Raw genomic sequence first — 25,672 nt, 5'->3', positions numbered from 1 at the left:
GCACTGGGGTGGTGCGCGGCCGGACCGGTCAGGCGCGCTCCGGGTCCGGCTCGGCACCCGGAGCGGGGCCCGGCTCCGGATCCGGCGCGGGATCCGGAGCCGCGGCCTGGCCGGGTTCGAGCGTGGCGCCGCGGAGCCCGGCCAGGGACAGCGCGAGCGCGAGCGCGAGGACGGCGCTGACCGTCCCGTACACGACGATGGCGGCGCCGGGCGCGAGGTAGCGGCCCAGCGCGCCGGCGCCCAGCGACCCTACGGCCTCGCCGCCGGTCTCCTGCGCCGACCAGAGGGCGTTGACGCGGCCGAGGTAGGCGTCGGGCGTGTGGCTCTGGATGAGGCCGTAGCGCAGGATCTCCTCGATGGAGGCGACGAAGCCGTAAAGGAACAGGATGGCGACGGCCAGCACCGGGTGCCGGGCCAGGCCGAGCAGCGCCAGCGTCACGAACCCGGCGACGGACGCGACGAGCAGGACCCGTCCGGGCGCCCGGACCGTAGAGGCCCAGCCGCTGGTGACGGAGGCGAGCACGGCGCCGCAGGCGGGCGCGGTGTACAGGAACCCGATCGTGGTGGGCCCGCCGTCCAGGCTCAGCGCCGCGAACGCGGGCAGCAGCACCGGGATGCCGCCCGCGACCATGAACAGCAGGCCGAGCAGCATCAGCGAGCCCACGACCCGGTGCGTCGACACGAAGCGGAACCCGGACGCGAGCGCCTTCAGCGGCTTCTCATGCGTCTCGGCCTCGGGCTTGAGCGAGGGCAGCCCGGTCAGCAGGAACAGCGTGGCGAGCGTGCCCGCGGCCGCGGCCGCGTAGTTCCAGCCGACGCCGACCGCGGAGATCACCATGCCGCCGAGGGCGGGGGAGAGCATCGAGCCGAGCCGCACCGTGAGGGCGTTGAGCGCGCCCGCCGCCACGAGCTTGTCGGGTTTGACCAGCGCCGGTGTCGCGGCCAGCAGGGCGGTGACGCTGATGCCGGTGGCCAGGCCGTCCCAGGCGGCCAGGACGTAGAGGGCGGCCAGGGACGGCGACGGCAGGAAGGCGTTGAGCGTGAGCAGCACGAAGCCGATGCCGGCGGCGGTGCGGGCGCGCAGCATGAGCGTGCGGCGGTCGTACCGGTCGGCGAGCACGCCGCCCCACAGGAAGCCGACCAGCAGCGCGAACCCGCTGGAGGCCGCCACCGCGCCGACGTGCACGGTGGAGTCGGTCATGTCGTAGACCTGCACCGGCAGCGCGACCATCAGCATGCCGATGCCGAAGACCGACACCGTTCTGGCGATGAACACGTTGCGGAAAGGTCTGCTGCTGCGCAAGGGGCTGATGTCCATGGCCAGACGGCGAAGCATCTTCGGGGTTCTCCTCGGCAGGGGTAGTAGCTAAGGTAAGCCTAGCCTTAGTTGTTTTCGAGAAAGAGGCCGACCGGTGCAGCGCATGCTGATGAACGGAAAGATCCACCGTGCCACCGTCACCCAGGCGGACCTGCACTACGTGGGGTCGCTGACGATAGACGCCGACCTGATGGCCGCGGCCGACATCGTGGAGGGCGAGCAGGTGCAGGTGGTCGACATCACCAACGGCGCCCGGCTCGTCACCTACGCCATCACCGGGGAGGCCGGCAGCGGCGTGATCGGGATCAACGGGGCGGCGGCGCGGATCGTGCAGCCGGGCGACCTGGTCATCATCATCACCTACGCGTCGGTGGACGAGTCGGAGCGTAGCGCGCACGATCCGAAGGTGGTGCACGTGGACGCCGCCAACCGGATCGTCGCGCTCGGCTCCGACCCGGCCGAGCCCGTGCCGGGCGCCGAGGCGCAGCTCGCGGGGCGCTGAAATGGGCGGCGAAGCGGCTTCGGGGGGTCCGGGGGGCCGCCCCCGGGAAGGGCACGGCGTGGAAGGGTTCATCGCCTGGCCCCCGGAGCTCGAGGAGCGCTACACGCGCGAGGGCTACTGGAGCGACCGGCTGCTCGGCGGCGTGCTGCGCGGCGCGCCCGACCGGGTCGCGCTGGTCGCCGGTCCGGAGCGGCTGACCTACGCCGAGCTCGACCGGCGCGCCGACCGCACCGCCGCGGGGTTCCGGCGGCTCGGCGTCGGCCGCGGCGACCGCGTGGTCGTGCAGCTGCCCAACACCGCCTCGTTCGTCGTGGTGTTCCTGGCGCTGGTGCGGATCGGGGCCGCGCCCGTGCTGGCGCTGCCCGCGCACCGCGAGAGCGAGATCGGTTACCTGTGCGAGCTGTCGGAGGCGCGCGCCTACGTCGTCCCGGACGTCGACGGCGGCTTCGACTTCCGCGCCCTGGCCCGCACGCTCCGGGTCGAGCACGTCGTCGTGGACGGCGACGCGCAGGAGTTCGCCGCGCTCGCCGACCTCGACGCCGACCCCGCGGACGTGCCGGCCGGCGACGGCCCGGACCCCGCGGACGTCGGCGTGTTCCTGCTGTCGGGCGGCACGACCGGCCTGCCCAAGCTCATCCCGCGGACGCACCGTGACTACGTCTACAACCTGGAGGCGAGCGCGGAGGTCTGCGGCTTCGGCGAGGACACCGTCTACCTCGTCGTGCTGCCCGCCGCGCACAACTTCGCGCTGGCCTGCCCCGGCATCCTGGGCGTGTTCGCGACGGGCGGCACGGTCGTGCTGGCGCCCTCGGGGTCGCCGGACGAGGCGTTCCCGCTCATCGAGCGGGAACGTGCCACCGTGTGCGCCGCGGTGCCGCCGATCGCGCTGCTGTGGCTGGACGCGGTGTCGTGGTCCGACGAGGACCTCTCGTCGCTGGAGTTGCTCCAGGTCGGCGGCGCCAAGTTCGCCGCCGAGCGCGCCGCGCAGGTGCCCAAGGTGCTCGGCTGCTCGGTGCAGCAGGTGTTCGGGATGGCCGAGGGCCTGCTCAACTACACCCGGCTGGACGACCCCGCCGACCTGGTCGAGCGGACCCAGGGGCGGCCGCTGTCGCCCGCCGACGAGGTCCGCGTGGTCGACGCCGACGGCGCGGACGTGCCGGACGGCGAGGTCGGCGAGCTGCTCACCCGCGGCCCGTACACGCTGCGCGGCTACTACCGGGCGCCCGAGCACAACGCCCGCTCGTTCACCCCGGACGGGTTCTACCGCACCGGCGACCTGGTGCGGCGGCTGCCGTCCGGCCACCTGATCGTGGAGGGGCGCGAGAAGGACCAGATCAACCGGGGCGGCGACAAGATCTCGGCGGAGGAGCTGGAGAACCACCTGCTGGCCCATCCGGCCGTGCACGACGCCGCCGTGGTCGGCATGCCCGACCCGGTGATGGGGGAGCGGACCTGCGCGTTCCTCATCCTCCGTGAGGCGGCCGGGGACGGCGCCGCGCCGCCGGGGCTGCGCGAGGTCAAGGAGTTCCTGCGCGAGCGCGGGGTGGCCGCCTACAAGTTCCCCGACCGGATCGAGACGACCGGCGCCTTCCCCCGCACCCCGGTCGGCAAGATCAACAAGAAGGCCCTGGCAGCCCGGCTGGGCTGAGCCCGCCGGTTCCGAGCCGGGCGCACGACGGACGCCCTCCGCACCCGGGCAGCGGGGTGCGGAGGGCGTTCCCTCGTGCCGGGAGGTCAGGAGGCCGGGACGACGTACGGGGCGATGCTGGACAGCTTCTCGCACGTCTCCTCGTACTCGCGCTCGGGCGTGGAGCCGGTGACGATGCCGGCGCCCGCCCGCAGCCAAGCGCCGTCCTCGTCGCTGTAGAGGGCGCGCAGCACGAGGGCGGCGTCCATCGCGCCGTCGTGGGAGATGGTGAGGACCGCGCCCGCGTACAGCCCGCGCGGCTCCTCCAGCCGCCCGATCGCGGCCACCGCCTCGGCCTTGGGGATGCCGGAGGCGGTCACGCCGGGGAACAGCGCGTCCAGCACGTCCCAGCTGGTGCGGCCGGGCGCCAGCAGGCCGCTGACGCTGGAGCCGAGGTGCTGCACGCTGCCGCGCTCCTTCACCGCCATGAACCCGGTGACCTGGACGGTGTCGGGCTCGCACACGCCGTACAGCTCCTCCTGGGAGGTGCGGACGGACACGGCGTGCTCGAAGATCTCCTTGGGGTCGGTCTCCAGTTCGTGCCGGGTCGCCGCGTCCACCTCCGCGCCCCGCCCGAACGCGCGGGTGCCGGCCAGCGGCTGCGTCATGACGGTGCCGGTGCCGTCCACGCCCGCCAGCACCTCGGGGCTGAACCCGGTGGCGCCGAAGCCGCCGAGGCGGAGCAGGAACGAGCGGGCCGGGGTGTTGGCCTCGCGGCCGCGCACGTAGGTGGCGGTGACGTCGACGGGGTGAGAGATGGGTAGCCGCCTGGATACGATCACCTTTTGGTAGAGCCCGGCCGCGATCTCCTCGACGGCCTGGGCCACCCGTGACCGGTATCGGTCACCGCCGACCCGGACGTCGACCGGCGCGGGGGAGCCGAACCGGAGCGGTCCCGGCGCGGCGAGGAAGGCGGCGACGGCCTCGGCCTCCGCCGTGTCCACGCTGGTGACGGTGGCGGTGGCGCCCTCGATCCGCACCTCCGTGCGCGGGACGACCAGATGCGCGAGCCGCTGCCCGGCGGGCCGGTCGGCGGGGCGGGCGAACTCGAAGGCGATCCACCCGTAGGCGTTCCACGTGGCGAAGGGGCAGGCGCGGAACGCCTCGTCGAGCGCCGCGGACGGCGCGCCGGACCAGGAACGTTCCGATGGCTCGGCGCCGGCCCAGCGCGTGCGCGCCACGCCGTCGTCGAGGACCACCTCGCCGAGCACGCCGCCGGCGAACGTCCAGAGCCCGGGACGCTCGTAAACGACGTGGTCGTCGAACCTGCCGGAGCCGGACAGCCCCGCCAACAGACGCAGCGGCTCGGCACCGGTCACGTCGACCGTGAGCTCCGTGACCGCGAACGTGGTGACCGGACCGGCCGTGCGCACACCGAAGGACAAGGCACCCAACTCCTCTTCGACCGAAATATGCAGTCAAACTTAGGTAAGGCTAACCTTGTGCGTTTTTCGTAGGCAAGGCTAACCTAACTGACTGCGGTGGCCGACGACGACGAAAGAGTTGAGCGTGCGGGAACAGACGGCGGCGCGGCGACGCGAGCTGATGCGGCGAATGATGGTTGAGGCCGGGCTCGGCCCGGACACCTCCCGGATAGGTCCGCGTGGATCGGACGGCCCGGCGCCGTTGTCGTACGCGCAGCAGAGCATGTGGTTGCACCACCGGACGTTCCCCCAGAGCCCGGCCTACAACGTGTGCCTGCTGGTGAACCTGACGGGCGACCTCGACACCGCCGCGCTGCGCGAGGCGCTGCGCGGGCTGATCCGGCGCCACGCCGTCCTGCGCACCGTCTACGCCGACGCCGACCCGGCGGCCAACGGCGAAGCTCCCTCTGGAGCGGTGCAAATCGTCACCGACGACGACGCCCTCGACCTTCCCGCGAACGACTGCCCCGCCGAAGCGGCGCGGACGCGCGCCGAGGAACTGGCGGCGCTGCCGTTCGACCTGCGCAAGGAGCGGCCGATCCGGCTGGAACTGCTGCGTCTGGGCGAGCGCGAGCACGCCCTGGTCCTGGTCGTCCACCACATCGCGTGGGACGGCATGACGTGGGGCTCGCTGTCGGGCGACCTGTCGGCGCTCTACCGTGCCGCGCTCGCCGGGACGCCCGGCGCGCACGGCCTGCCCGACCTCGCCGTGCAGTACGCCGACTTCGCCGAGTGGGAGCAGCGGCGCCCCGTCCAGGAGGACGACCTGGCGTACTGGCGTGCCCGGCTCGACCCGCCGCCCGCGGCGCTGGACCTGCCCGCCGACCGCCCGCGCGGCGCCACCGTGTCCGAGCGCGGCGGGCGCCGCGCCCGCACCTTCGACGACGCGGTCACCGCCGGGATGCGGCGGCTGGCCGCCGAGGAGAACCTCACCCCGTACATGGTGATGATGGCCGCGTACGCGGTCCTGCTGCACCGCTACACCGGGTCGGCCGACATCTCGATCGGCTCGTCGGTGATGAACCGCGAGCACGCCGAGGTGCAGCGGCTGGTCGGCAACTTCGGCAACACCCTCGCGCTGCGCACCGATCTGTCGCCCTCGGACGGGACGCCGGGCGCAGGCCCGACCTTCCGGGAGGCGCTGCGCCGCGTCGGCCGCACGGTCGAGGAGGGCTTCGCCCACCAGGCGCTGCCCTACGACGCGATCGTGCGCGAGCTGCGCCCCGCACGGACGCAGGGCCGCTCGCCGTTCTTCGACACCATGCTGCTGTTCCTGGTCCAGGAGATCGGCGAGCTGGACCTGCCCGGCGTCACCTCCGGCTGGACCCACATCCACAACGGGACGACGCACTTCGACCTGTCGCTGGAGGCGTTCGTCCGGCGGCAGGGGATGACGGTCGAGGCGACGTTCCGCCGCGAGCTGTTCGACGACGCGCGCATGGACGCGCTGCTGGCCCACCTGGAGCGGCTGCTCGGCGACGCGACCGCCGACCCGGACCGTCCCATCGGCGCCTACGACCTCACGACCGGCGAGGACCGCGCCGTCGTGGACGCCGCGAACGACACCGGCCGCCCCGTCCCCGTGACGAACGTGGTCGAGCTGTTCGCCGACCAGGCCGCCCGCACGCCCGAGTCGACGGCCGTCGAGGGCACGGAGGGCGGCGCGGCGTCCCTGACCTACGCCGAGCTGGACGCGCGTGCGTCCGCCCTCGCCGCGAAGCTGCGCGCCCGCGGCGCCGGTCCGGGCGAGGTCGTGGCGATCGCGCACCCGCGCACCCCCGATCTGGTGGTCGCGCTGCTGGGCGTGCTGAAGTCCGGCGCCGCCTACCTGCCGCTCGACCTCGACCACCCCGCCGACCGGCTCGCCTACATGCTGGACGACGCCGGCCCGCTGTGCGTCATCGCCGCCTCCGGCACCACCGGGAAGCTCCCGGAGGACCGCGACGTCATCCTTCTCGACGAGATCGACCTGGTCACCGCCGCGCCCTCCGAGCCCCTGCCCGACCTCTCCCCGGACGACCTCGCCTACGTCATCTACACCTCGGGCTCCACCGGCAGGCCCAAGGGCGTGGCGATCCCGCACGGCGCGCTGGCCAACTTCCTGCTGATGCAGCGCGCCGAACTCGCGCTGGACGGCACCGACCGGCTGGTCGCCGTGACCACCATCGCCTTCGACATCGCGGCGCTGGAACTGTACGTGCCGCTCATCAGCGGGGCCACGGTCGTCCTCGCGGGACGCGCCGCCGTCCGCGACCCCGCCGCGCTCGCCGGCCTGCTCACCGGCGCCACGATCGTCCAGGGCACGCCGTCGCTGCTCGGCTCGCTCGACCCCGCCGCCCTCCGGGGGCTGCGGGTGCTGGTCGGCGGCGAGGCGCTGCCCGCCGACCTCGCCGCCTCGCTCGCGCGGGTGGCGGCGCGGGCCACCAACGTGTACGGGCCCACCGAGGTCACGATCTGGGCGACCTCCGCCGACATCCGCAGCGAAGCGAGGAATGTCGGCGCGGCTCTTGCCGGGGGGTCTGGGGGGTCGTCCCCCCAGAATGACACCGACCTGCCGTCGGACGGGATCGGGCGCCCGTTCTGGAACACCCGCGCCCACGTGCTGGACGCCGCGCTGCGTCCCGTCCCGGTCGGCGTGCCCGGCGAGCTGTACCTGTCGGGGGCACAGCTCGCGCGCGGCTACGTCGGCCGGCCCGACCTGACCGCCGAGCGGTTCGTCGCCGACCCGTACGGCCCGCCCGGCACCCGCATGTACCGCACCGGCGACCTGGCCCGCTGGAACCGGGACGGCTCCCTGGAGTACCTGGGCCGCACCGACGACCAGGTGAAGATCCGCGGATTCAGGATCGAGCCCGCCGAGGTGCAGGCGGTCCTGGCGGCGCAGGAGGGCGTCGCGCAGGCGGCGGTGGTGGTGCGCGAGGACCGTCCCGGCGATCCGCGCCTGGTCGGCTACTACGTGCCCGCGCCCGGCGCCGCGGCGGCCGAGGACGCCGCTTTCGAGGGGGCACTGCGCGACGCACTGGCCGAAACGCTGCCCGAGTACATGGTGCCGTCCGCCCTGGTCGCCCTGGACGCGCTGCCCCGCACCGTCAACGGCAAGCTCGACCGCAGGGCGCTGCCCGCCCCCGCGGCCGAGGCCGGGATCTCGGGCCGGGAGCCCAGGGACGACCGCGAGACCGCGCTGTGCGCGGTGTTCGCCGAGGTCCTCGGGCACGACCGGGTGACGATCGACGACGACTTCTTCGCGCTCGGCGGGCACTCGCTGCTGGCCACCCGGCTGGCCGCGCGCGTCCGCGCGGAACTGCGCGCCGAACTGACCATCGCGGACGTGTTCGAGGCCCCCACCGTCGCCGCGCTCGCGCCCCGCCTCGTCGAGGTCGCCGGCACCCGGGTCCGGGACGTCGAGCGCCCCGCCGTCCTGCCGGTGTCGGCCGCGCAGCGCGGGCTCTGGTTCGAGGAGCGGCTGCGCGGGCCCTCGCCCGCGTACGCGCTGCCGCTGGGCCTGCGGCTGTCCGGGCCGGTCGACCCCGGCGCGCTGCGCGCCGCGTTCGGCGACGTCGTCGACCGCCACGAGGCGCTGCGCACGCTGCTGGCCGAGGGCGAGGACGGGCTGCCCGTCCAGCGCGTCCTGGACCCCGGCACGGCCGCCGCCTTCGACGTCGTGGACGCGCGCGGCTGGACGCCCGAGCGGCTCGCGGAGGCCGAGGCGGGCGCCGCCGCGCACATCTTCGACCTCGGCACCGACCTGCCCATCCGCGCCACCCTCATCCGCACCGGCGACCAGGAGTGGACGCTGGTGCTGCTGCAGCACCACGCCGCCGCCGACGAGTGGTCGTTCACGCCGCTGCTGGCCGACCTGTCGGCCGCCTACGCCGCGCGGCTGGAGGGCCGCGCCCCGGACTGGGCGCCGCTGCCCGTCCAGTACGCCGACTACGCCGTCTGGCAGCCGCAGGCGCCCGAGCCCGCCGGCGGCCTGGCGCACTGGGAGCGGGCGCTGGCCGGGCTGCCGGAGGAGACCGTCCTGCCGCTGGACCGGCCGCGGCCCGCCGAGGCCACCCACCGGGGCGGGCTGGTGCCGTTCCGGCTGCCGCTGGAGGGGGTGCGGGAACTGGCCCGCGCCACCGGCACCAGCGTGTTCATGGTGCTGCACGCCGCCGTCGCCGCGCTGCTGCAGCGGTCGGGCGCGGGCGACGACATCGCGCTCGGCTCGCCCATCGCGGGCCGCTCCGACGAGGACCTCACCGACCTGGTCGGCGTGTTCGTCAACCTGCTGGTGCTGCGCACCGACCTGTCCGGCGACCCGACGTTCGCCGAGCTGCTCGACCGGGTGCGCGCCGCCGACCTGGACGCCTTCGCGCACGCCGGGGTGCCGTTCGAGCGCGTGGTGGAGCGGCTGGCGCCGGAGCGGTCGCTGGCGCGCAGCCCGCTGTTCCAGGTGATGATCGTGCACCAGCGGCTGGACGACGTGCGGCCGTCGCTGCCGGGGGTGCGGGCGACGCCGTTCCTGCCCGAGACCGGCGGCGTCAAGTTCGACCTCGACCTGTACTTCGCCGAGGGCGAGGACGAGGTGGAGGGCTTCGCCGCGTACGCCGCCGACCTGTTCGACCCGGAGACCGTCACCGACCTGGTCGACCGGCTCGGCGAGCTGCTCGGCCGGATCGCCGCCGACCCCGGTGTCCGGCTGTCCGCGCTCGGCGCGCCGGTCCGGGGGCCCGACACCGCCCGCGACTTCCCGGTACGAACCGTCGCGGAGCTGGTCGAGGCCCAGGTGGCGCGGACCCCGGACGCGACCGCCCTCGTCTTCGGCGACACCGTGCTGACCTACGCCGAACTGGACGGGCGCGCCGAGCGGCTGGCCGACCGGCTCGCCGCCGCCGGGGCGGGACCGGAGACCACCGTCGCGATCGCGCTGCCGCGCTCCGCCGACTTCGCCGTGGCGCTGCTGGCCGTGCTGAAGACCGGTGCCGCCTACCTGCCGATCGACGTCACCTACCCGGCCGCCCGCGTCGACTTCATGATCGAGACGGTCCGCCCGCTGCTGGTCCTGGGCCGCGACGAGCCGCCCGTGTCCGCCCCGCCGCGCACCCGGCCGGACGTGCGCCCCGGCCACCCGGCCTACGTCATCTTCACCTCCGGTTCCACCGGCACGCCCAAGGCGGTCGTCGGGACGCAGGGGGCGCTGGCCAACCGGCTCGCCTGGGGCGCCGAGCTGACCGGGCCCGGCGTGCGCGCCGCCAAGAGCTCGCCCGCGTTCATCGACGGCACCACCGAGCTCCTCGGCGGCCTGGTCGCCGGTGACACCGTGGTCGTGGCCGACGACGACACCGCCACCGACGCGATCGCCCTCACCGCCTTCCTCGACCGGCACGGCGTCGGCACCGTCACGCTGGTCCCGAGCCTGCTGTCGGCGCTGCTGGAGGCGGGCCCGCCCGCGTCCGTCACCACCTGGATCAGCAGCGGCGAGGCGCTGCCCGCCGCGCTGGCCGAGCGCGCCCCCGGACGCGTGGTCAACCTGTACGGCTGCTCGGAGGCGGCCGGCGACAGCCTCATCGCCGACGGCGGCACGGGAGGGCTCTCTCCGATCGCCAACACCGCGGCCTACGTGCTGGACGCCGCGCTCCGCGAGGTGCCGGTCGGCGAGCTGTACCTGGCGGGCGACGGCCTGGCCCGCGGCTACCTCGGCGACCCGGCGCGCACCGCCGAGCGGTTCGTCGCCAATCCGTTCGGCCCGCCCGGCTCGCGGCTCTACCGCACCGGCGACCGGGTCCGGCGGCGCCGGGACGGCTCGCTGGACTTCCTGGGCCGCGCCGACGACCAGCTCAAGATCCGCGGCTTCCGGATCGAGCCCGGCGAGATCGAGACCGTGCTGGCCGCGCAGCCCGGCGTCCGGCAGGCGGCTGTTACCGTCACCGGGGGGGCTGGGGGGTCGTCCCCCCAGAATGACACTGCGGTGCGCGGGGGATCGCGTCTGGTCGGGTACGTGACCGGCGACGTCCCCGACCCGGACGCGCTGCTCGACCGCCTCGGGGAGCTGGTGCCCGGCTACCTCGTGCCGTCCGAGCTGGTCGTGCTGGAGGAGATGCCGCTCAACCCCAACGGCAAGGTGGACCGCCGGGCGCTGCCCGAGCCGGGGCGCGGCGCCTCCGGGCGCCCGCCGCGCACCGGGCCCGAGCTGGTCCTGGCCGGGCTGGCGGGCCGCCTCCTCGGCCGCGACGACGTGGCCGCCGACGACGACTTCTTCCGCACCGGCGGCGACAGCATCAGCGCCGCCCTGCTGGTGGCCCGCGCCCGCCGCGCGGGGCTGGTCTTCACCGTCCGGGACGTGTTCCGGCTGCGCACGGTCGAGGCGCTCGCCGCCGCGGCCGCCATCGACGGCGGCGGCGCGGCGGTGGAAGCCGCGGCCCCGGCGGACGAGCCGTCGGAGCTGCCGCTCTCGCCGCTCCAGGAGGGCCTGCTCTTCCACCTGATGATGGCGGGCGAGGGCCGCGACATCTACGTCCAGCAGGCCGTGGTGACGCTGTCCGGCCCCGTCGACCCCGACCGGCTCAAGGACGCGGCGCGCGGCGTCCTGGAGAAGTACCCGAACCTGCGCGCCGGGTTCCGCGCCGACGGCGGCCGCACCGTCCAGTTCGTGCCCGCCGAGTTCGAGGTGCCCTGGACCCACGCGGAGGTCGCCGGCGAGGACGAGCTGGAGGCGTTCGTCGACGCCCAGCGCGCCCGCCCGTTCGACCCCGGACGCCCGCCGCTGATCCGCTTCGGCCTGGCCGGCCTCGGAGAGCACGACCACCGGCTGATCCTGACCTCCGAGCTGATCCTGCTGGACGGCTGGTCCGGCGGCCTCCTGGTCACCTCGCTGCTGGAGCACTACACCGACGCCGCCGCCGAGGCCGCCCGTCCCGCGGCGCCCTTCCGCGCCTACCTGGACTGGGTGAACGCCCGCGACCGCCAGGAGTCCATCGACGCCTGGCGCGCCGAGCTCGACGGGTTCGACGAGCCCGCGCTGCTGCGCCCCGGGCTGCTGGACCGTCCCGCCGACCTGTCCACCGCCGGCGAGGTGCACCGCGACCTGCCCGCCGGGCTCGCCGGACGGCTCGACGCGGTCGCCCGCGAGCGCGGCATCACGCGGGGCACGCTGTTCGAGACCGCGTGGGGCCTGGTGCTCATGGGCCTCACCGGCCGCGACGACGTGGTCTTCGGCGCCTCCGTCTCCGGCCGCCACCCGGACGTGCCTGGGGTGGAGTCGATCGTCGGCCTGCTGTTCAACACCATCCCGGTGCGGGTGCGCGCGGGCGGGGCCGACTCGCTGGACGCCGTGCTGGAACGCGTCCAGGGCGCCCGGTCCGAGCTGTTCGACCACAACCACGTCGCGCTCGCCGACGTCCAGCGCGCCACCGGCCTGGGGACGCTGTTCGACACCCTCTTCGTCTTCCAGAACTTCCCCGGCATGCCCACCGACCGCGGCTTCGGCCCGGACGGCGACGTGCGGGTGCTGGGCCGGGAGGTCCGGGACGCCACCCACTACCCGATCACGATGGTGGTGGAGCCCGGCGCCGGGCTGCGCGTCATGTACCGGGGCGACGCGTTCACCGAGGCCGAGACCGAGCGGATCACCGACCGGTACGTCCGCGTGCTCCAGCAGCTCGCCGACGACCCCGGCACCCTCTGCCACCGCCTGGACGTCCTCGTCCCCGAGGAGCACGACCGGCTGCGCGCCGACTGGGACGAGGCCGTCCGGCCGGTGCCGGAGCTGACCGTCGCCGAGCTGCTCGCCGAGCAGGCCGGGCGCACCCCCGACCGCACCGCCCTGGTGTCGCTGCCGGACGTGTCGCTCACCTACGCCGAGCTGAACGCCGAGGTCAACCGGCTCGCCCGGCTGCTGCTGCGGCACGGCGCCGGCCCCGAACGGGTCGTCGCGCTCGCGCTGCCCCGCTCGGCGGAGATGGTCGTGGCGCTGTTCGCGGTGCTGCGCACGGGCGCCGCGTACCTGCCGCTGGAACTGGACTACCCGGCCGACCGGCTCGACTACATGCTCGCCGACGCCGCCCCGGCCTGCCTCGTCTCGCACGGCCCGATCGCCGCCGGACTCACCTTCGGCGGCCCGGTGATCGAACTGGACGACCCCGCCGTCCGCACGTCCCTCGACGGGCTCGACGGCGGGGACCTCGCCGACGGCGAGCTGCCCGGCTTCGCGCCGGGCACGCCCGGCCGCATGGACCGGCCCGCCTACGTCATCTACACCTCCGGCTCCACCGGACGGCCCAAGGGCGTGGTGACGCCGTACCGCGGCCTGACGAACATGCAGTTCAACCACCGCGCCAACATCTTCGACCCGGTCGTCGAATCCGCCGGGCGCGGGCTGCGGATCGCGCACACGGTGTCGTTCTCCTTCGACATGTCGTGGGAGGAACTGCTGTGGCTCATCGAGGGCCACGAGGTGCACGTCTGCGACGAGGACCTGCGCCGCGACGCCGAGGCCCTCACCGCCTACCTGCGGCGGCACCGGATCGACGTCATCAACGTGACGCCCACCTACGCCCAGCACCTCCTCGACGAGGGGCTGCTCGACGACACCGGTGACGGGCACCGTCCGCCGCTGGTGCTGCTGGGCGGCGAGGCCGTCCCGACCTCGGTGTGGGAACGGCTCGCCGAGGCCGACGGCGTCCTCGGCTACAACCTGTACGGCCCCACCGAGTACACGATCAACACCCTGGGCGGCGGCACCGAGGACAGCGCCACGCCCACGGTCGGCAAGCCGATCTGGAACACCCGCGGCTACGTGCTGGACCGGTGGCTGCGGCCCGTCCCGAAGGGCGCCCCCGGCGAGCTGTACATCGCGGGCGCCGGGCTGGCCCGCGGCTACCTCGGCCGTCCCGACCTGACCGCCGAGCGGTTCGTGGCCGACCCCTTCGACGAGCACGGCGGCGGGGGCCGGATGTACCGCACCGGCGACCTGGTCCGGGTGCGCGAGGACGGCAACATCGACTTCCTCGGCCGCACCGACGACCAGGTGAAGATCCGCGGCTACCGGGTGGAGCTGGAGGAGATCGAGACCGCGCTGGCCGCCGAGCCCGGCGTCGGCCAGGCCGCCGTGATCGCCGCCGACACCGACATGCCCGGCGTGAAGCGGCTGCTCGGCTACGTGGTGCCGGACGGGTCGCGCGAGGGCGCGGCCGACGAGCAGATCGCCGAGTGGCGGCAGATCTACGACGCCGAGTACACCGAGGTCTCCACGGTCGTGCACGGCGAGGAGTTCGCCGGCTGGGACAGCAGCTACGACGGCGGCCCGATCCCGCTGGACCACATGCGCGAGTGGCGGGAGACGACCGTCGAGCGGATCCGCGCGCTGCGCCCCCGCCGCGTGCTGGAGATCGGCGTCGGCACCGGCCTGCTGCTGACCCGGCTCGCGCCCGGCTGTGAGGAGTACCACGGCACCGACTTCTCCGCGCCCGTCATCGACAAGCTCCGCGCCGACCTCGGCCCCGGCTCGCCGGTACGGCTCAGCTGCCGGCCCGCGCACGACACCGAGGGCCTGCCCCGCGAGCACTTCGACACGATCGTCATCAACTCCGTCGTCCAGTACTTCCCCGGCGCCGGCTACCTCGCCGACGTGATCGCCCAGGCGATGGAGCTGCTGGTGCCGGGCGGGGCGCTGTTCGTCGGGGACGTGCGCGACCTGCGCTCGGTCCGCGCGTTCCACGCCGCGATCCAGCTCGGCCGCGGCGGCGGCGACCCGGCCGCCGTCGACCGCGCCGTCCGGATGGAGAAGGAACTGCTCCTGGAGCCGGCCTTCTTCGCCTCCGTCGGGGAGTCCGTCGGCGCGGCGCGGGTGGAGGCGCGCACCAAGCGCGGCGTCCACCACAACGAGCTGACCCGGCACCGCTACGACGTCACGCTGTGGAAGGCGTCGCCGGATCGGGTCTCGGAGCTGGAGACACGGGTCGTCGACTACACCGGCCCCGGCGACCTGCCCGCGCCCGGGGCAGCGGTCCGGCCGCTGCGCGTGCGCGGCATCCCCGACCCGCGGCTGTCCGGCGAGGTCGCCGCGCTGCGCGCCCTGGAGGCGGGCGCCACAGCCGACGAGGCCCGCGAACTGCTTCAGGCGCCGCCCGAGGGCGTCGAGCCCGAGCGGCTGTACGAGCTGGACCCGGACGTGGTCACCACCCCGTCGGACGAGATCGGCCGCTACGACGCCGTCTTCGGCGGCGGCGCCGCGGGCATCGAGGCGGCGCCCGACCGGCGGGCCGCCTCGTACGCCAACGACCCGGTCGCCGCCCGCGACCTCGGCGTGCTGGCCTCCCGCGTCCGCGAGGGGCTCAAGCAGCGGCTGCCCGCGTACATGGTGCCGAGCGCCATCGTCACGCTGGACGCCCTGCCGCTGACCGTCAACGGCAAGCTGGACCGGCGCGCCCTGCCCGACCCCGGCCAGTCCGGCGGCCCGCGCAAGTCCGGCGGCCGGGCCGCGCGGACCCCGGTCGAGCGGCTGCTGTGCACGCTGTTCGGCGAGGTCCTGGACGCCACGGGCGTCGGCATCGACGACGACTTCTTCGAGCTGGGCGGCCATTCGCTGCTGGCGACCCGGCTGATCGGCCGGGCCCGCACGGTGCTGCGGACCGAGCTGGCGATCCGGGACCTGTTCGAGGCGCCGACGGTGGCCGAGCTGGCGGCCCGCGTCCACCAGCGGGCGGAGGGCGAGCTGCGGCCCGTGCTGGAGCCGCGGGAGCGTCCCGAGCGGATCCCGCTGTCGTTCGCGCAGCGCCGCCTGTGGATGCTCGACCAGCTGCTGCGGGAGGACGACGGTCCGCGCGGCGCGTACCACCTGCCGCTGGCCGTCCACCTGCGCGGCGACCTCGACCTGGCCGCGCTGGAGGCCGCGATCGGCGACGTGACCGCCCGGCACGAGAGCCTGCGGACGGTGTTCGCCGAGGACGACGGCGCCCCCTACCAGCGGATCCTGCCGCCGGAGGAGGCACGGCCCGCGCTGGAGGTCGCCACGTGCGCGCCGGAGGAGGTCATCGCCCGGCCGTTCGACCTGGCCCGCGACATCCCCCTGCGCGTGGCGGTCTTCCCTGAGGGGGAGGGGGAGCATCTCCTGCTGGCGGTGTTCCACCACATCGCGTTCGACGAGTGGTCGTTCGGGCCGTTCGCGCGGGACGTCGCCGAGGCGTACGCGGCCCGGCTCGGCGGCGGGGAGCCGCCCGCCTGGGAGGCGCCGTCCGTGCAGTACGCCGACTACACGCTCTGGCAGCGCGACCTGCTCGGCGACCCGCTCGACCCCGGCAGCCTGCACGCCCGCCAGCTCGCGCACTGGGCGCAGGCCCTGTCCGGGATCCCCGACGAGATCCCGCTGCCGGTGGACCGGCCCCGGCCCGCCACCGTCGGGCAGCGCGGCGCCACCCGCACCGTCGACCTGCCGCCCGGCCTGGTCGACCGGCTCCGCAAGCTGGCCCGCGGCAACGGCGCCACCATGTTCATGGTGTGCCAGTCCGCGGTGGCCGCGCTGCTGCACCGCATGGGCGCGGGCGACGACGTCCCGCTGGGCAGCCCCGTCGCCGGGCGCACCGACGACGCGGCCCGCGACCTGGTCGGGTTCTTCGTCAACACGCTGGTGCTGCGCGCCGACGTGTCCGGCGACCCCACGTTCACCGAGCTGCTCGGCCGCGTCCGGGAGGCGGTGCTGGCCGGGCTCGCCCACCAGGACCTGCCGTTCGAGGCGGTCGTCGAGGCGCTCCGGCCGCCCCGCGCGCCCGGCCGCAACCCGCTGTTCCAGGTGATGGTCGGATACGAGAACCAGGGCGTCGGGGACGTGCGCTTCCCGGGGCTGGAGCAGCGCGAGGCGCTGTTCGGGCCCGGCGCGGCCAAGTTCGACCTGGACTTCATCTTCCGCGAGGCGCCCGGCTCGCTCCAGCTGATCGTGGACTACTCGGCGGACCTGTTCGACGACGCCACGATCGGCACCCTCGCCGGCGCCCTGACCGGCCTGATGGAGGCCGTCGCCGACGACCCCGGCGTCCGGGTCGGGGCGCTGCCCGCCTCGCTCACCGCCCGCAGCGTCACCGGCGAGGCCGCCGGACCGGCGGGGCCCCGCGACGGCGACCGCGAGGCCGCGCTGTGCCGCGTCTTCGCCGAGGTGCTCGGCGTGGACGAGGTCGGCCCCGACGACGACTTCTTCGACCTCGGCGGCCACTCGCTGCTGGCGATGAAGCTGGTGAGGCGGATCCGGCGGGAGCCGGGCTGCGCCGACCTGAAGATCGCCACGCTGCTGGCCGCGCCGACGGTCGCCCGGCTGCTCGACCGGCTCGGATAGGAGCCAGGCGTGCGGCCCGACCCCACCAGACCACCCCGGAACCGGTCCGGGACCGTTACCCCACTGTCAGGAAGGACGACCCCCATGCGCCGAATCCTTGTGGAGGGGAGACCCCCCATGCCCCGCGATAGAAGAGGCTCCACCATGCGCCGCCTGGCCGCGGCCGGGGCTCTGCTGCTGAGCCTCGGCCTCGTGGCCGCCTGCGGCGACGACGAGCCCGCGGAGACCTCCGCCGGTGGCGGGTCCGGGGGCGCGTACCCCGTCACCCTCACCCACAAGCTCGGCACCGCCACGATCGAGAAGAAGCCGGAGCGGATCGTCGCGCTCGGCGAGGTCGACCAGGACGCCCTGCTCGCCCTGGGCGTCCAGCCGGTCGGGATGACCGAGCTGACCGGCGTCCAGCCCGACGGCCTGGCCCCCTGGACCGCGTCCAAGGTCACCGGGACCAAGCCCACGCTGCTGAAGCCGGCGGAGTCCGGGTTCAACCTGGAGGAGATCGCCAAGCTGCGCCCCGACCTGATCCTGGCCGGCGGCGACTTCACGATCGACAAGGAGTACGCCAAGCTCAAGGAGCTGGCGCCGACCACCGCGTACCAGACGGGCCCGGCCGAGGACTCCTGGCAGGACATCACCCGGCAGGTCGCGCAGGCCGTCGGGCTCAAGGCCGAGGGCGACAAGCTGGTCGCCGACGTCGAGGCCAAGATCGGCTCGGTCAAGACGGCGCACCCCGAGCTGAACGGCAAGGGCTTCGCGTTCACCAGCGTCATGCCCTCCGGGAACATCGCCGTGATGAAGTCCAAGGACGACACCAGCGTCAAGATGCTGGAGCAGTTCGGCATGAAGCTGCCCGACACCCTCGCCACGCTGCCCGGCGAGGGCTTCGCCGCCGAGCTGAGCATGGAGAAGGTCTCGGTCCTGGACGTGGACGTCCTGATCAGCCACTACAACGACGACCCGGCCACGCAGAAGAAGATCGAGGGCAACAAGGTCTTCGCCGACCTCGGCGTGGTCAAGCGGGGCGCGTACGTGGCGCTCGACCTCAAGGCGTTCTGGCCGCTGCGCACCCCCACCGCGTTGTCGGTCCCCTACGTGGTCGACCAGATCGTGCCGAAGATCGCCCAGGCCGCCAAGGCGGAGAAGACGGGCTGACCGCCCGCCCCTCCGCGGCATCCGGGGCCGGCGGCCGCGGAGGGGCCCGTTCCCTGGCCCCGTACGACTTTGGCCCCCCGCACGACTATTGAGTGAGAGGCGCACATGGCGACACCCGTCCATGACGTTGTGGGCATCGGTTTCGGACCCTCCAATCTGGCCCTGGCCGTGGCTCTGGAGGAGGAGTACGGCTCCGGCGTGGACGCGGTCTTCTTCGAGAAGCAGCCTGCCTTCGGGTGGCACCGCGGCATGCTCATCGAGGGCGCCACGATGCAGGTGAACTTCCTGAAGGACCTGGTGACCCTGCGCAACCCGACCAGCCGGTACTCCTTCGTGTCCTACCTGCACTCCCGGGACCGCCTGGTCGACTTCATCAACCACAAGACGATGTTCCCGACGCGGCTGGAGTTCCACGACTACCTGGAGTGGGTGGCCGCCTCGTTCTCCGGCATGGTGCGGTACGGGGCGGAGGTGGTCGCGGTCCGCCCGCACGACGCCGACACCCTCGAGGTGGTGGTGCGGCACGACGACGAGCTGCACACCTGCCTGGCCCGCAACCTCGTCATCGGGGCCGGGCTGGAGCCGGTGCTGCCCGACGGCGTGCGGCAGGGCGAGCGGATCTGGCACACCGAGGACCTCCTCACCCGCCTGGAGGAGCTGGACGCCCGCGAGGGCGAGCCGCGCCGGCTGGTGGTGCTGGGCGCCGGGCAGAGCGCCGCCGAGGCCGTCGAGCACCTGCACGGCCGCTACCCCCGCACGGAGGTCTGCGCGGTCTTCACCCGGTACGGGTACTCGCCGGCCGACGACAGCGCCTTCGCCAACCGGATCTTCGACCCGCAGGCCGTCGACCACTACTACCAGGCGCCCGACGACGTGAAGCGGATGCTGTTCGACTACTCCCGCAACACCAACTACTCCGTCGTCGACCTCGACCTCATCGACGAGTTGTACCGGCGCGCGTACGCCGAGAAGGTCGCCGGAACCGAACGGCTGCGGATCATGAACGTGTCCCGGGTCCTGGACGTCCGGGCCGGGGACGGCGCCGTGGACCTCAAGGTGTGCTTCCTGCCGTCCGGGGAGGTGACCGCGCTGGAGGCCGACGCGCTGGTCTGCGCCACCGGATACCGCGAGCGCAGCCCGCTCGACCTGCTCGGCGAGGCCGCCGAGCACTGCCGGACCGCGCCCGGCGGCGGCCTGGTGGTCGAGCGCGACTACCGGCTCGCCACCGGACCCGAGTGCGGCTGGGCGGTGTACCTGCAGGGGGCCACCGAGCACACGCACGGGATCGCCTCGTCGCTGCTGTCGATGATCGCGGTCCGCACCGGGGACATCGTCCGTTCCATCGCCGGGCGCAGCGCCCGCGTCGCCCAGGAGGCCTGACCGATGACCAACCCCTTCGACGACACCGACGGCCGGTTCCTCGTCCTGGTGAACGAGGAGAACCAGCACTCGCTGTGGCCCGAGTTCGCCGACGTGCCCGCCGGATGGACCACCGTGTACGGGCCGGAGGAGCGCGAGCGCTGCCTGGAGTACGTCCGGCTGAACTGGACCGACCTGCGCCCCAGAAGCCTCGCCGACCGCGCCGGCTGAGACCTGGCGAACGCCGGAGGCGCCGCCCCCCATGTCCAGGGGAGACGGCGCCTCTCGTTCGGCGGTGCCTTACTTCTCGGCCAGCGGCGTGAGGTACTTCTGCAGGTCGTCCAGGAGCTTCCCGGCGGCGGTGACGCCGATGCCGGTCATCCAGATCTCGTCGTCGACCACATGGGCGCGCCCGGCCTTGACCGCGCCCAGCTTCTGCCACAGCGGCCCGGCCGTGACCTTGGCCTGCTCCTGCGCGGCCTTCTCCCCGTAGGCCGCGACGAAGACGATGTCGCCGTCGGCGTCGGCGATGCGCTCCGGGCTGAGCGGGGCCATCCGCTTGTCGCTCTTGTCCTCCAGCAGTTGCAGCTTGGGACGGCCGGCCCCGACGTCGCGCAGCACGATGCCGGAGAAGGAGTCCGGCCCGTACTGGCGGAGCTCGTCGGGCATGAACCGGATCACGCTGACCTTGAGCCGCGCGGGATCGCCGAGCGACCTGCCCAGTTCCTTGGCGCGCGCCTCGTAGGCCTGCAGCTTCTGCTGCCCCTCGGCCTTCTTGCCGACGGCCTCGGCGTCCAGCAGGAAGTTCTGCTTCCAGGTGATCCCGACCAGCTCGGTGAAAACGGTCGGGGCGATCTTCGACAGCTCGCCGTAGAACTTCTCCTGGCGGAACTTCGAGCCCAGGATCAGGTCGGGCCGCAGCGAGGCGATCGCCTCGACGTCCGGCTGCTGGGTCGTTCCCACGACCTTGACCTTGGCGAACTCGCCGCCGAGGTACTTGGGCATGCCGCCCGCCTCGCCCGGCAGCACGCTGCCGACCGGGGTCAGGCCGAGGGACTTCAGGGTGTCGAGCTTGTCGGTGTCGAGGACCACGACGCGCCGGGGGCTCTCGGGCACCTTCGTCTCGCCCATGGCGTGCTTGACGGTGCGGGTGGGGCCCGACGACTCGGCGTCGCCGCTTCCGCAGGCGGTCAGAACGAGTCCGGCCGCCATCACACCGGCGACCGCCGCACCCAGCCTCCGGCCGAGTCCAAGGAACTTCACGTGTGCCACCTGCTTTCTGTGGGGGCGAATGTTGTCGGGGGGCGTTCTCACTGCGGGACGCCCCCCACGGACCGGTCAGGCCGGCGCGTTCGGAATGACCAGCGGGGCCCCTGTCACCGGGCACGGGACGACCACGCCGCCCAGGCCGAACACGTCCTCGAGGCGGTCGGCGTCCATGACCTCGCCGGGCGGGCCCTGGGCGACGACCCGGCCCGCCTTCATCACCACCAGGTGGTCGGCGTACCGGCAGGCCTGGTTGAGGTCGTGCAGCACCGCCACGACCGTCCGGCCCCCGCGGTTGAGCCGCCGCAGCAGGTCGAGGACCTCCACCTGGTGGGCCAGGTCGAGGAACGTGGTGGGTTCGTCGAGGAGCAGCGCGTCGGTGTCCTGGGCGAGCGTCATGGCGATCCACACCCGCTGCCGCTGGCCGCCCGACAGCGCGTCCACCGGGCGGTCGCGCAGCTCGTCCAGCCCGGTCAGGCTCAGCGCCCGCTCCACGGCGTCGGTGTCGGCCGTGCTCCACTGCCGGAACCACCGCTGGTGGGGCTGGCGGCCGCGCGCCACCAGGTCGGCCACGCTCAGCCCCTCGGGGGTGACCGGGCTCTGCGGCAGGACGCCCAGGCGGCGGGCCAGCTCGCGGGAGGGCAGCGCGTGCACGTCGGCGCCGTCGATGAGGGCGCTGCCGCCGCGCGGCTCCAGCAGCCGGGCCAGCGTGCGCAGCAGCGTCGACTTCCCGCAGGCGTTGGGCCCGGCGATCACGGTGAACGCGCCGCCGGGCAGCTCCAGGTCCAGGTCCTCGATGACGAGGCGGTTGCCGTAGCCGACGCTGAGCCCGCGCGCGGTCAGCCGCACCGGGGGACGCGCCTTCTCCTCGGTGGTCATGCCTTCTTCCTCCGTACGAGCAGCCACAGCAGGTAGGGCCCGCCGAGCGCCGCGGTGAGCACCCCGACCGGCAGCTGGATCGGCGCGAACGCCGTCCTGGCGACCAGGTCGGCCACGACGGTGAGCAGCGCGCCGGTGAGCGCGGCGCAGGCCAGCGGGGGACGTTCGGCGCGGACGAGGCGGCGGGCGAGCTGCGGCGCGGCGAGCGCGACGAAGTCGACGGCGCCCGCCTGCGAGGTGGCCAGGGCGGCCAGCACCACCGCGACGGCGCCGAGCGCGACCCGCCGCCGCACGACCCGGACGCCCAGCCCGCGGGCCACCTCGTCGTCGAGGGCCGCGGTGTCCAGGGCCCGTCCCGCCCACAGCAGCAGGGGCGCGAGCAGGAGCAGCGGGATCAGCAGCGCGCGGGCCTCGGCGTAGCCGAGCCCGCCCAGGTTGCCCGCCAGCCAGATCCGCGCCTGCTGCCCCTCGATCGGGTCGGCGTCGACGATGATCACCTCGGTCAGCGCCCGCAGCGCCAGCGCGACGGCCATCCCGCACAGCACGAACCGGTTCGCGGCCAGCCCGTACCGCCAGGACAGCGCGAACACGACCGCGGCCGCGGCCAGGCCGCCGACCAGCGCGGCCGGTCCCAGCCAGACCGCGCCCATGCCCGCGCTCATCCCGAGGGTGGCGACGAGCCCCGCGCCCTGGGTGACGCCCACCACGTCCGGGCTGGCGAGCGGGTTGCGGCTGATCGACTGCAGCAGCGCGCCGGCCAGGCCGAGCAGCAGCCCGACCGCCAGCCCGACCGCGATCCTCGGCAGCCGCAGGTCCTGCACGACGACGACGAACGGCCCGTCCCCCGCCAGCGCGCGCACGACATCGCCCGGCGGGACGAACGTGCTGCCCACGCCCAGGGAGACGACCACGGCGACGCCGGTCAGCACCGCGAGCACGGCGCCGGCGACGACCGGGCGGCGCCGCACCACGAACGCCACCGGCCCGCGGCCCACGACCACATGGCCCGCGACGGGATGAGCGGTCTTCACGCGGTCACCGTCCGTCCGCGGCGGACCAGCAGGATGAGGAACGGGGCGCCCAGCAGCGCGGTGACGACACCGGCGCGGACCTCGGCGGGCGGCACGATCAGGCGGCCGAGCACGTCGGCGGCCAGCAGCAGCGCGGGCCCGAGCAGCAGCGAGACGCCCAGTACCCAGCGGTGGTCGGCGCCGACCAGGCCGCGCGCCAGGTGCGGCACCGCCAGCCCGACGAACCCGATCGGACCGGCGGCGGCGACCGCCGCGCCGGTGAGCACGACGGCGGCCACCGCGGCCAGCAGCCGGACCCGGCCGACGTTGCGGCCCAGGCCGCGCGCCACGTCGTCGCCGAGAGCGAGCGCGTCCAGCCCGCGCGCCGCGCCGAAGGCCAGCACCGTCCCGGCGGCCAGGAAGGGCAGCATCCACAGGGCGACCTCGGGGGGCCGCCCGGCCAGCGAGCCGACGGCCCAGAACCGGTAGGTGTCGAAGGTCTGCGCGTCGACGGTGAGCACTCCGACGACGACGCCGGTGAGCGAGGCGTCCAGGGCGGTGCCCGCGAGAGCCAGCGTGACCGGCGACGCCCCGTCCCGCGCGCGGGCCGCCAGCACATAGACGAACGCACCGGCCACGGCGGCGCCGACGATGCCGAACCACACGAAGGCGGGCAGCGTCGTCAGCCCGAACACGCTGATCGCGACGACGACCCCCAGGGACGCGCCGGACGTGACGCCCATCAGCCGGGGATCGGCGAGGGGGTTGCGGGTCAGGGCCTGCATCAGCACCCCGGCCAGCGCCAGCCCGGCGCCGACCGCCAGCCCGGTGACGGTGCGCGGCACCCGCATCGACCGGACGATCGTGCTCTCCTCGCCGCCGTCGGGGCGCAGCAGCGCGTCCAGGACGTGTCCGGGGGCGATGCCGCGGCTGCCCACGGCCAGGCTGGCCAGCGTCGCCGCCACCAGGAGTACGGCGCACCCCGCCACCACGGCGAGCCGCCTGCCGCGCATCCCGCCCACCCGCCGCCACCTTCACTTCAAAGAGGGCAGGCCACCTATCACATAGGTAAGGCATGCCTAAGTTCAGCGGAATCGTAGGGTATGCCCGGCGAAAAAGACAAATCACTCTCGAGGGGTGAACAGGGGGCGCATATCCGAGGCATATAGGCCCGTGTCGACTATGATGGCGATCATGCCCGAGTCGAATGATCACGCCGCCCGTAGCGGCGGCGTGCACCCCGGGTAACCCACGGCTCCACGCTTCGCCGCATCAGCTCCAGCGCCGGTGCGGCGCTCAGCGCTGCCCGGCTCCGCCATCGATCCGCGGAGCGTTCCGTGTCCGACACACTCTCCCCTTCCTTTGCTCGTTCCACCGCCCGGCGGCTGCTCGTCCTGGGCGTCGTGCTGGCGTCGATGCTGACCATCCCGCTGACGATCACCGGCGCCTCGGTCGCCCTGCCCGGCATCCGGGCCGACCTGGACGCCGGGCTGCCCGCCGCCCAGTGGGTCGTCAACGGCTACAACGCCTGCTACGCGGGCTTCCTGCTGCTCACCGGCTCGCTCGCCGACGTCTTCGGACGGCGCCGGATCTTCGCCTGGGGCCTGGCGCTGTTCTGCGGCGGCGGCGTCGCCGGCGCCCTGGCCCAGCACATCGTGGTGCTCGACCTGGCCCGCGCCGCCGCCGGGATCGGCGCCGCCGCGGCCACCACGGGCGGGTCGGCGCTGCTGGCCGCCACCTTCCAGGACCCCCGGGCCCGCGCCCGCGCGTTCGGGCTGGTCGGGACCGTGCTCGGCGTCGGGCTGGCGTTCGGGCCCACCCTTGGCGGCGTGCTGGTGGACGCGCTGGGCTGGCGCGCCGTCCTGGCCGTCCCGGCCGGCTTCGCCGCGGCCGCCCTGGCGCTGGTCCGCGCGCTGCCGCCCGTCCCCGGAGAGCCGGGACGGACGGTCGACCGGCCCGGCGCGGCCCTGTTCACCGGGGCGCTGCTGGTCCTGATCTTCGCGCTGGACGAGGGGCCCGCGCTCGGCTTCGGGCACCCGCTGGTCGTCGCCGCGTTCGCCGCCGCGTCGGCCATGGCCGTCGCGCTCGTCCGGATCGAGCGGCGCCGCCCCGACCCGATGTTCGCGCTCGACCTGCTGGCCGACCGCCGCTTCCTGGCCCTGGCCGCCGCGGCGGGCGCGCTGATGGGCGTGCTGGTGCCGCTGGTGGTGTACCTGCCCTCGTACCTGATCACCGTGGTCGGCCTGGACGCCGGGACGGCCGGCGCCTGGCTGCTCATGCTCACCGTCCCGACCGTGCTGCTGCCGGCGGCCGGTGCGGCGCTGGCCCGCCGGCTGCCCGCCCCGGTCCTGGTGGCCGGGCCGGTCGCGGTCGCCGGCGCCGGCGTGCTGCTGCTGGCCACCATCGGACCGGACGCCACGCCCGCCCGCCTCCTCGCGCCGTTCGTCCTGCTCGGCGCGGCCGTGGGGGTGTCGAACGGCGTGCTGGACGGGATGGCGATCGGCGGCGTCCCGCCCGAGCGGGCCGGGACCGCCTCGGGCATGTTCAACACCGCCCGGCTCGTCACCGAGACCGTCATGCTCGCGGTGGTCGGCGCGCTGCTGGCCGCCCTGAGCGGCGGGCACCTGGAGGGCGCGGCCTTCACCGGCGCCTTGCGCGCGGTCTGCCTGACCCTGGGCGCCTTCGCCGCCGTGGCCGCGGCGGTGTCGGTCCTGCTGCACCGCTCGGCGGCCGGGAGGAGCCAAGCGTCCCGAGGGTGACGTCACGCCCGGTCC

13 protein-coding genes are annotated in these 25,672 nt (G+C 74.5%); 7 read left to right on the top strand and 6 right to left on the bottom strand.

Going from position 1 to position 25,672, the window contains the following annotated elements:
• Positions 1–28 precede the first annotated feature (28 nt).
• On the bottom strand, positions 29–1,336 hold the full coding sequence (entS, locus tag ACZ466_RS01895; RefSeq protein ID WP_464042713.1) for an enterobactin transporter EntS: 1,308 nt from the start codon (positions 1,334–1,336) through the stop codon (positions 29–31).
• A 76-nt stretch (positions 1,337–1,412) separates the two neighbouring features.
• Between entS and panD the strand changes: the two genes are divergently transcribed.
• Both panD and ACZ466_RS01885 read left to right on the top strand, forming a co-directional pair.
• Complete coding sequence (panD, locus tag ACZ466_RS01890; protein WP_378285506.1) at positions 1,413–1,820, top strand: aspartate 1-decarboxylase; 408 nt, start codon at positions 1,413–1,415, stop codon at positions 1,818–1,820.
• A 58-nt stretch (positions 1,821–1,878) separates the two neighbouring features.
• Positions 1,879–3,468 carry a (2,3-dihydroxybenzoyl)adenylate synthase gene (locus ACZ466_RS01885; RefSeq protein ID WP_378285505.1) on the top strand — a complete coding sequence of 530 codons (1,590 nt, stop codon included), beginning with the start codon at positions 1,879–1,881 and terminating at the stop codon, positions 3,466–3,468.
• 86 nt (positions 3,469–3,554) lie between these two features.
• Here the strand turns inward: ACZ466_RS01885 and ACZ466_RS01880 are convergent, their stop codons facing one another.
• Positions 3,555–4,892, bottom strand: coding sequence for a salicylate synthase (locus ACZ466_RS01880; protein ID WP_378285504.1), 1,338 nt, complete (start codon positions 4,890–4,892; stop codon positions 3,555–3,557).
• 124 nt (positions 4,893–5,016) lie between these two features.
• On the opposite strand from ACZ466_RS01880, the gene ACZ466_RS01875 reads away from it, so the two are divergent.
• The 4 genes from ACZ466_RS01875 to ACZ466_RS01860 all read left to right on the top strand — a co-directional run bounded on the left by ACZ466_RS01875 (position 5,017) and on the right by ACZ466_RS01860 (position 19,974).
• The gene (locus ACZ466_RS01875) at positions 5,017–17,235 is read left to right on the top strand and encodes an amino acid adenylation domain-containing protein (protein ID WP_378285503.1); all 12,219 of its coding nucleotides are present in this window, start codon (positions 5,017–5,019) and stop codon (positions 17,233–17,235) included.
• 117 nt (positions 17,236–17,352) lie between these two features.
• Positions 17,353–18,384, top strand: coding sequence for an iron-siderophore ABC transporter substrate-binding protein (locus ACZ466_RS01870; protein ID WP_378285502.1), 1,032 nt, complete (start codon positions 17,353–17,355; stop codon positions 18,382–18,384).
• Positions 18,385–18,489: 105 nt separating this feature from the next.
• On the top strand, positions 18,490–19,764 hold the full coding sequence (locus tag ACZ466_RS01865) for a lysine N(6)-hydroxylase/L-ornithine N(5)-oxygenase family protein (RefSeq protein WP_378285501.1): 1,275 nt from the start codon (positions 18,490–18,492) through the stop codon (positions 19,762–19,764).
• A 3-nt stretch (positions 19,765–19,767) separates the two neighbouring features.
• On the top strand, positions 19,768–19,974 hold the full coding sequence (locus ACZ466_RS01860; RefSeq protein WP_378285500.1) for an MbtH family protein: 207 nt from the start codon (positions 19,768–19,770) through the stop codon (positions 19,972–19,974).
• Between the two features lie 69 nt (positions 19,975–20,043).
• On the opposite strand, the gene ACZ466_RS01855 is transcribed toward ACZ466_RS01860, so the two are convergent.
• The 4 genes from ACZ466_RS01855 to ACZ466_RS01840 form a co-directional block, all read right to left on the bottom strand.
• Complete coding sequence (locus ACZ466_RS01855) at positions 20,044–21,006, bottom strand: ABC transporter substrate-binding protein (protein ID WP_378285499.1); 963 nt, start codon at positions 21,004–21,006, stop codon at positions 20,044–20,046.
• 75 nt (positions 21,007–21,081) lie between these two features.
• Positions 21,082–21,888, bottom strand: a complete 807-nt coding sequence (locus ACZ466_RS01850) for an ABC transporter ATP-binding protein (protein WP_378285498.1) — start codon at positions 21,886–21,888, stop codon at positions 21,082–21,084.
• Complete coding sequence (locus ACZ466_RS01845) at positions 21,885–22,919, bottom strand: FecCD family ABC transporter permease (protein WP_378285497.1); 1,035 nt, start codon at positions 22,917–22,919, stop codon at positions 21,885–21,887. Before ACZ466_RS01845 ends, ACZ466_RS01850 begins: the two co-directional genes overlap by 4 nt.
• Positions 22,916–23,911 carry a FecCD family ABC transporter permease gene (locus ACZ466_RS01840; protein ID WP_378285509.1) on the bottom strand — a complete coding sequence of 332 codons (996 nt, stop codon included), beginning with the start codon at positions 23,909–23,911 and terminating at the stop codon, positions 22,916–22,918. Before ACZ466_RS01840 ends, ACZ466_RS01845 begins: the two co-directional genes overlap by 4 nt.
• Before the next feature lie 324 nt (positions 23,912–24,235).
• Here ACZ466_RS01840 and ACZ466_RS01835 point away from each other — a divergent pair, with 324 nt between their 5' ends.
• On the top strand, positions 24,236–25,657 hold the full coding sequence (locus ACZ466_RS01835; RefSeq protein ID WP_464042708.1) for an MFS transporter: 1,422 nt from the start codon (positions 24,236–24,238) through the stop codon (positions 25,655–25,657).
• Positions 25,658–25,672: the final 15 nt, after the last annotated feature.

It is taken from the genome of Actinomadura rugatobispora (assembly GCF_055379765.1).
Note: the sequence above shows the minus strand (reverse complement) of the source record. Positions and strands in the feature narration are given on the sequence as shown.

What these genes read in the sequence shown, in the direction of transcription:
- entS (WP_464042713.1), bottom strand. Translation starts at nt 1,336, where the DNA reads ATGCTTCGCCGTCTGGCCATGGACATCAGCCCCTTGCGCAGCAGCAGA.
- ACZ466_RS01870 (WP_378285502.1), top strand. Translation starts at nt 17,353, where the DNA reads ATGCCCCGCGATAGAAGAGGCTCCACCATGCGCCGCCTGGCCGCGGCC.
- ACZ466_RS01865 (WP_378285501.1), top strand. Translation starts at nt 18,490, where the DNA reads ATGGCGACACCCGTCCATGACGTTGTGGGCATCGGTTTCGGACCCTCC.
- ACZ466_RS01860 (WP_378285500.1), top strand. Translation starts at nt 19,768, where the DNA reads ATGACCAACCCCTTCGACGACACCGACGGCCGGTTCCTCGTCCTGGTG.
- ACZ466_RS01850 (WP_378285498.1), bottom strand. Translation starts at nt 21,888, where the DNA reads ATGACCACCGAGGAGAAGGCGCGTCCCCCGGTGCGGCTGACCGCGCGC.
- ACZ466_RS01840 (WP_378285509.1), bottom strand. Translation starts at nt 23,911, where the DNA reads ATGCGCGGCAGGCGGCTCGCCGTGGTGGCGGGGTGCGCCGTACTCCTG.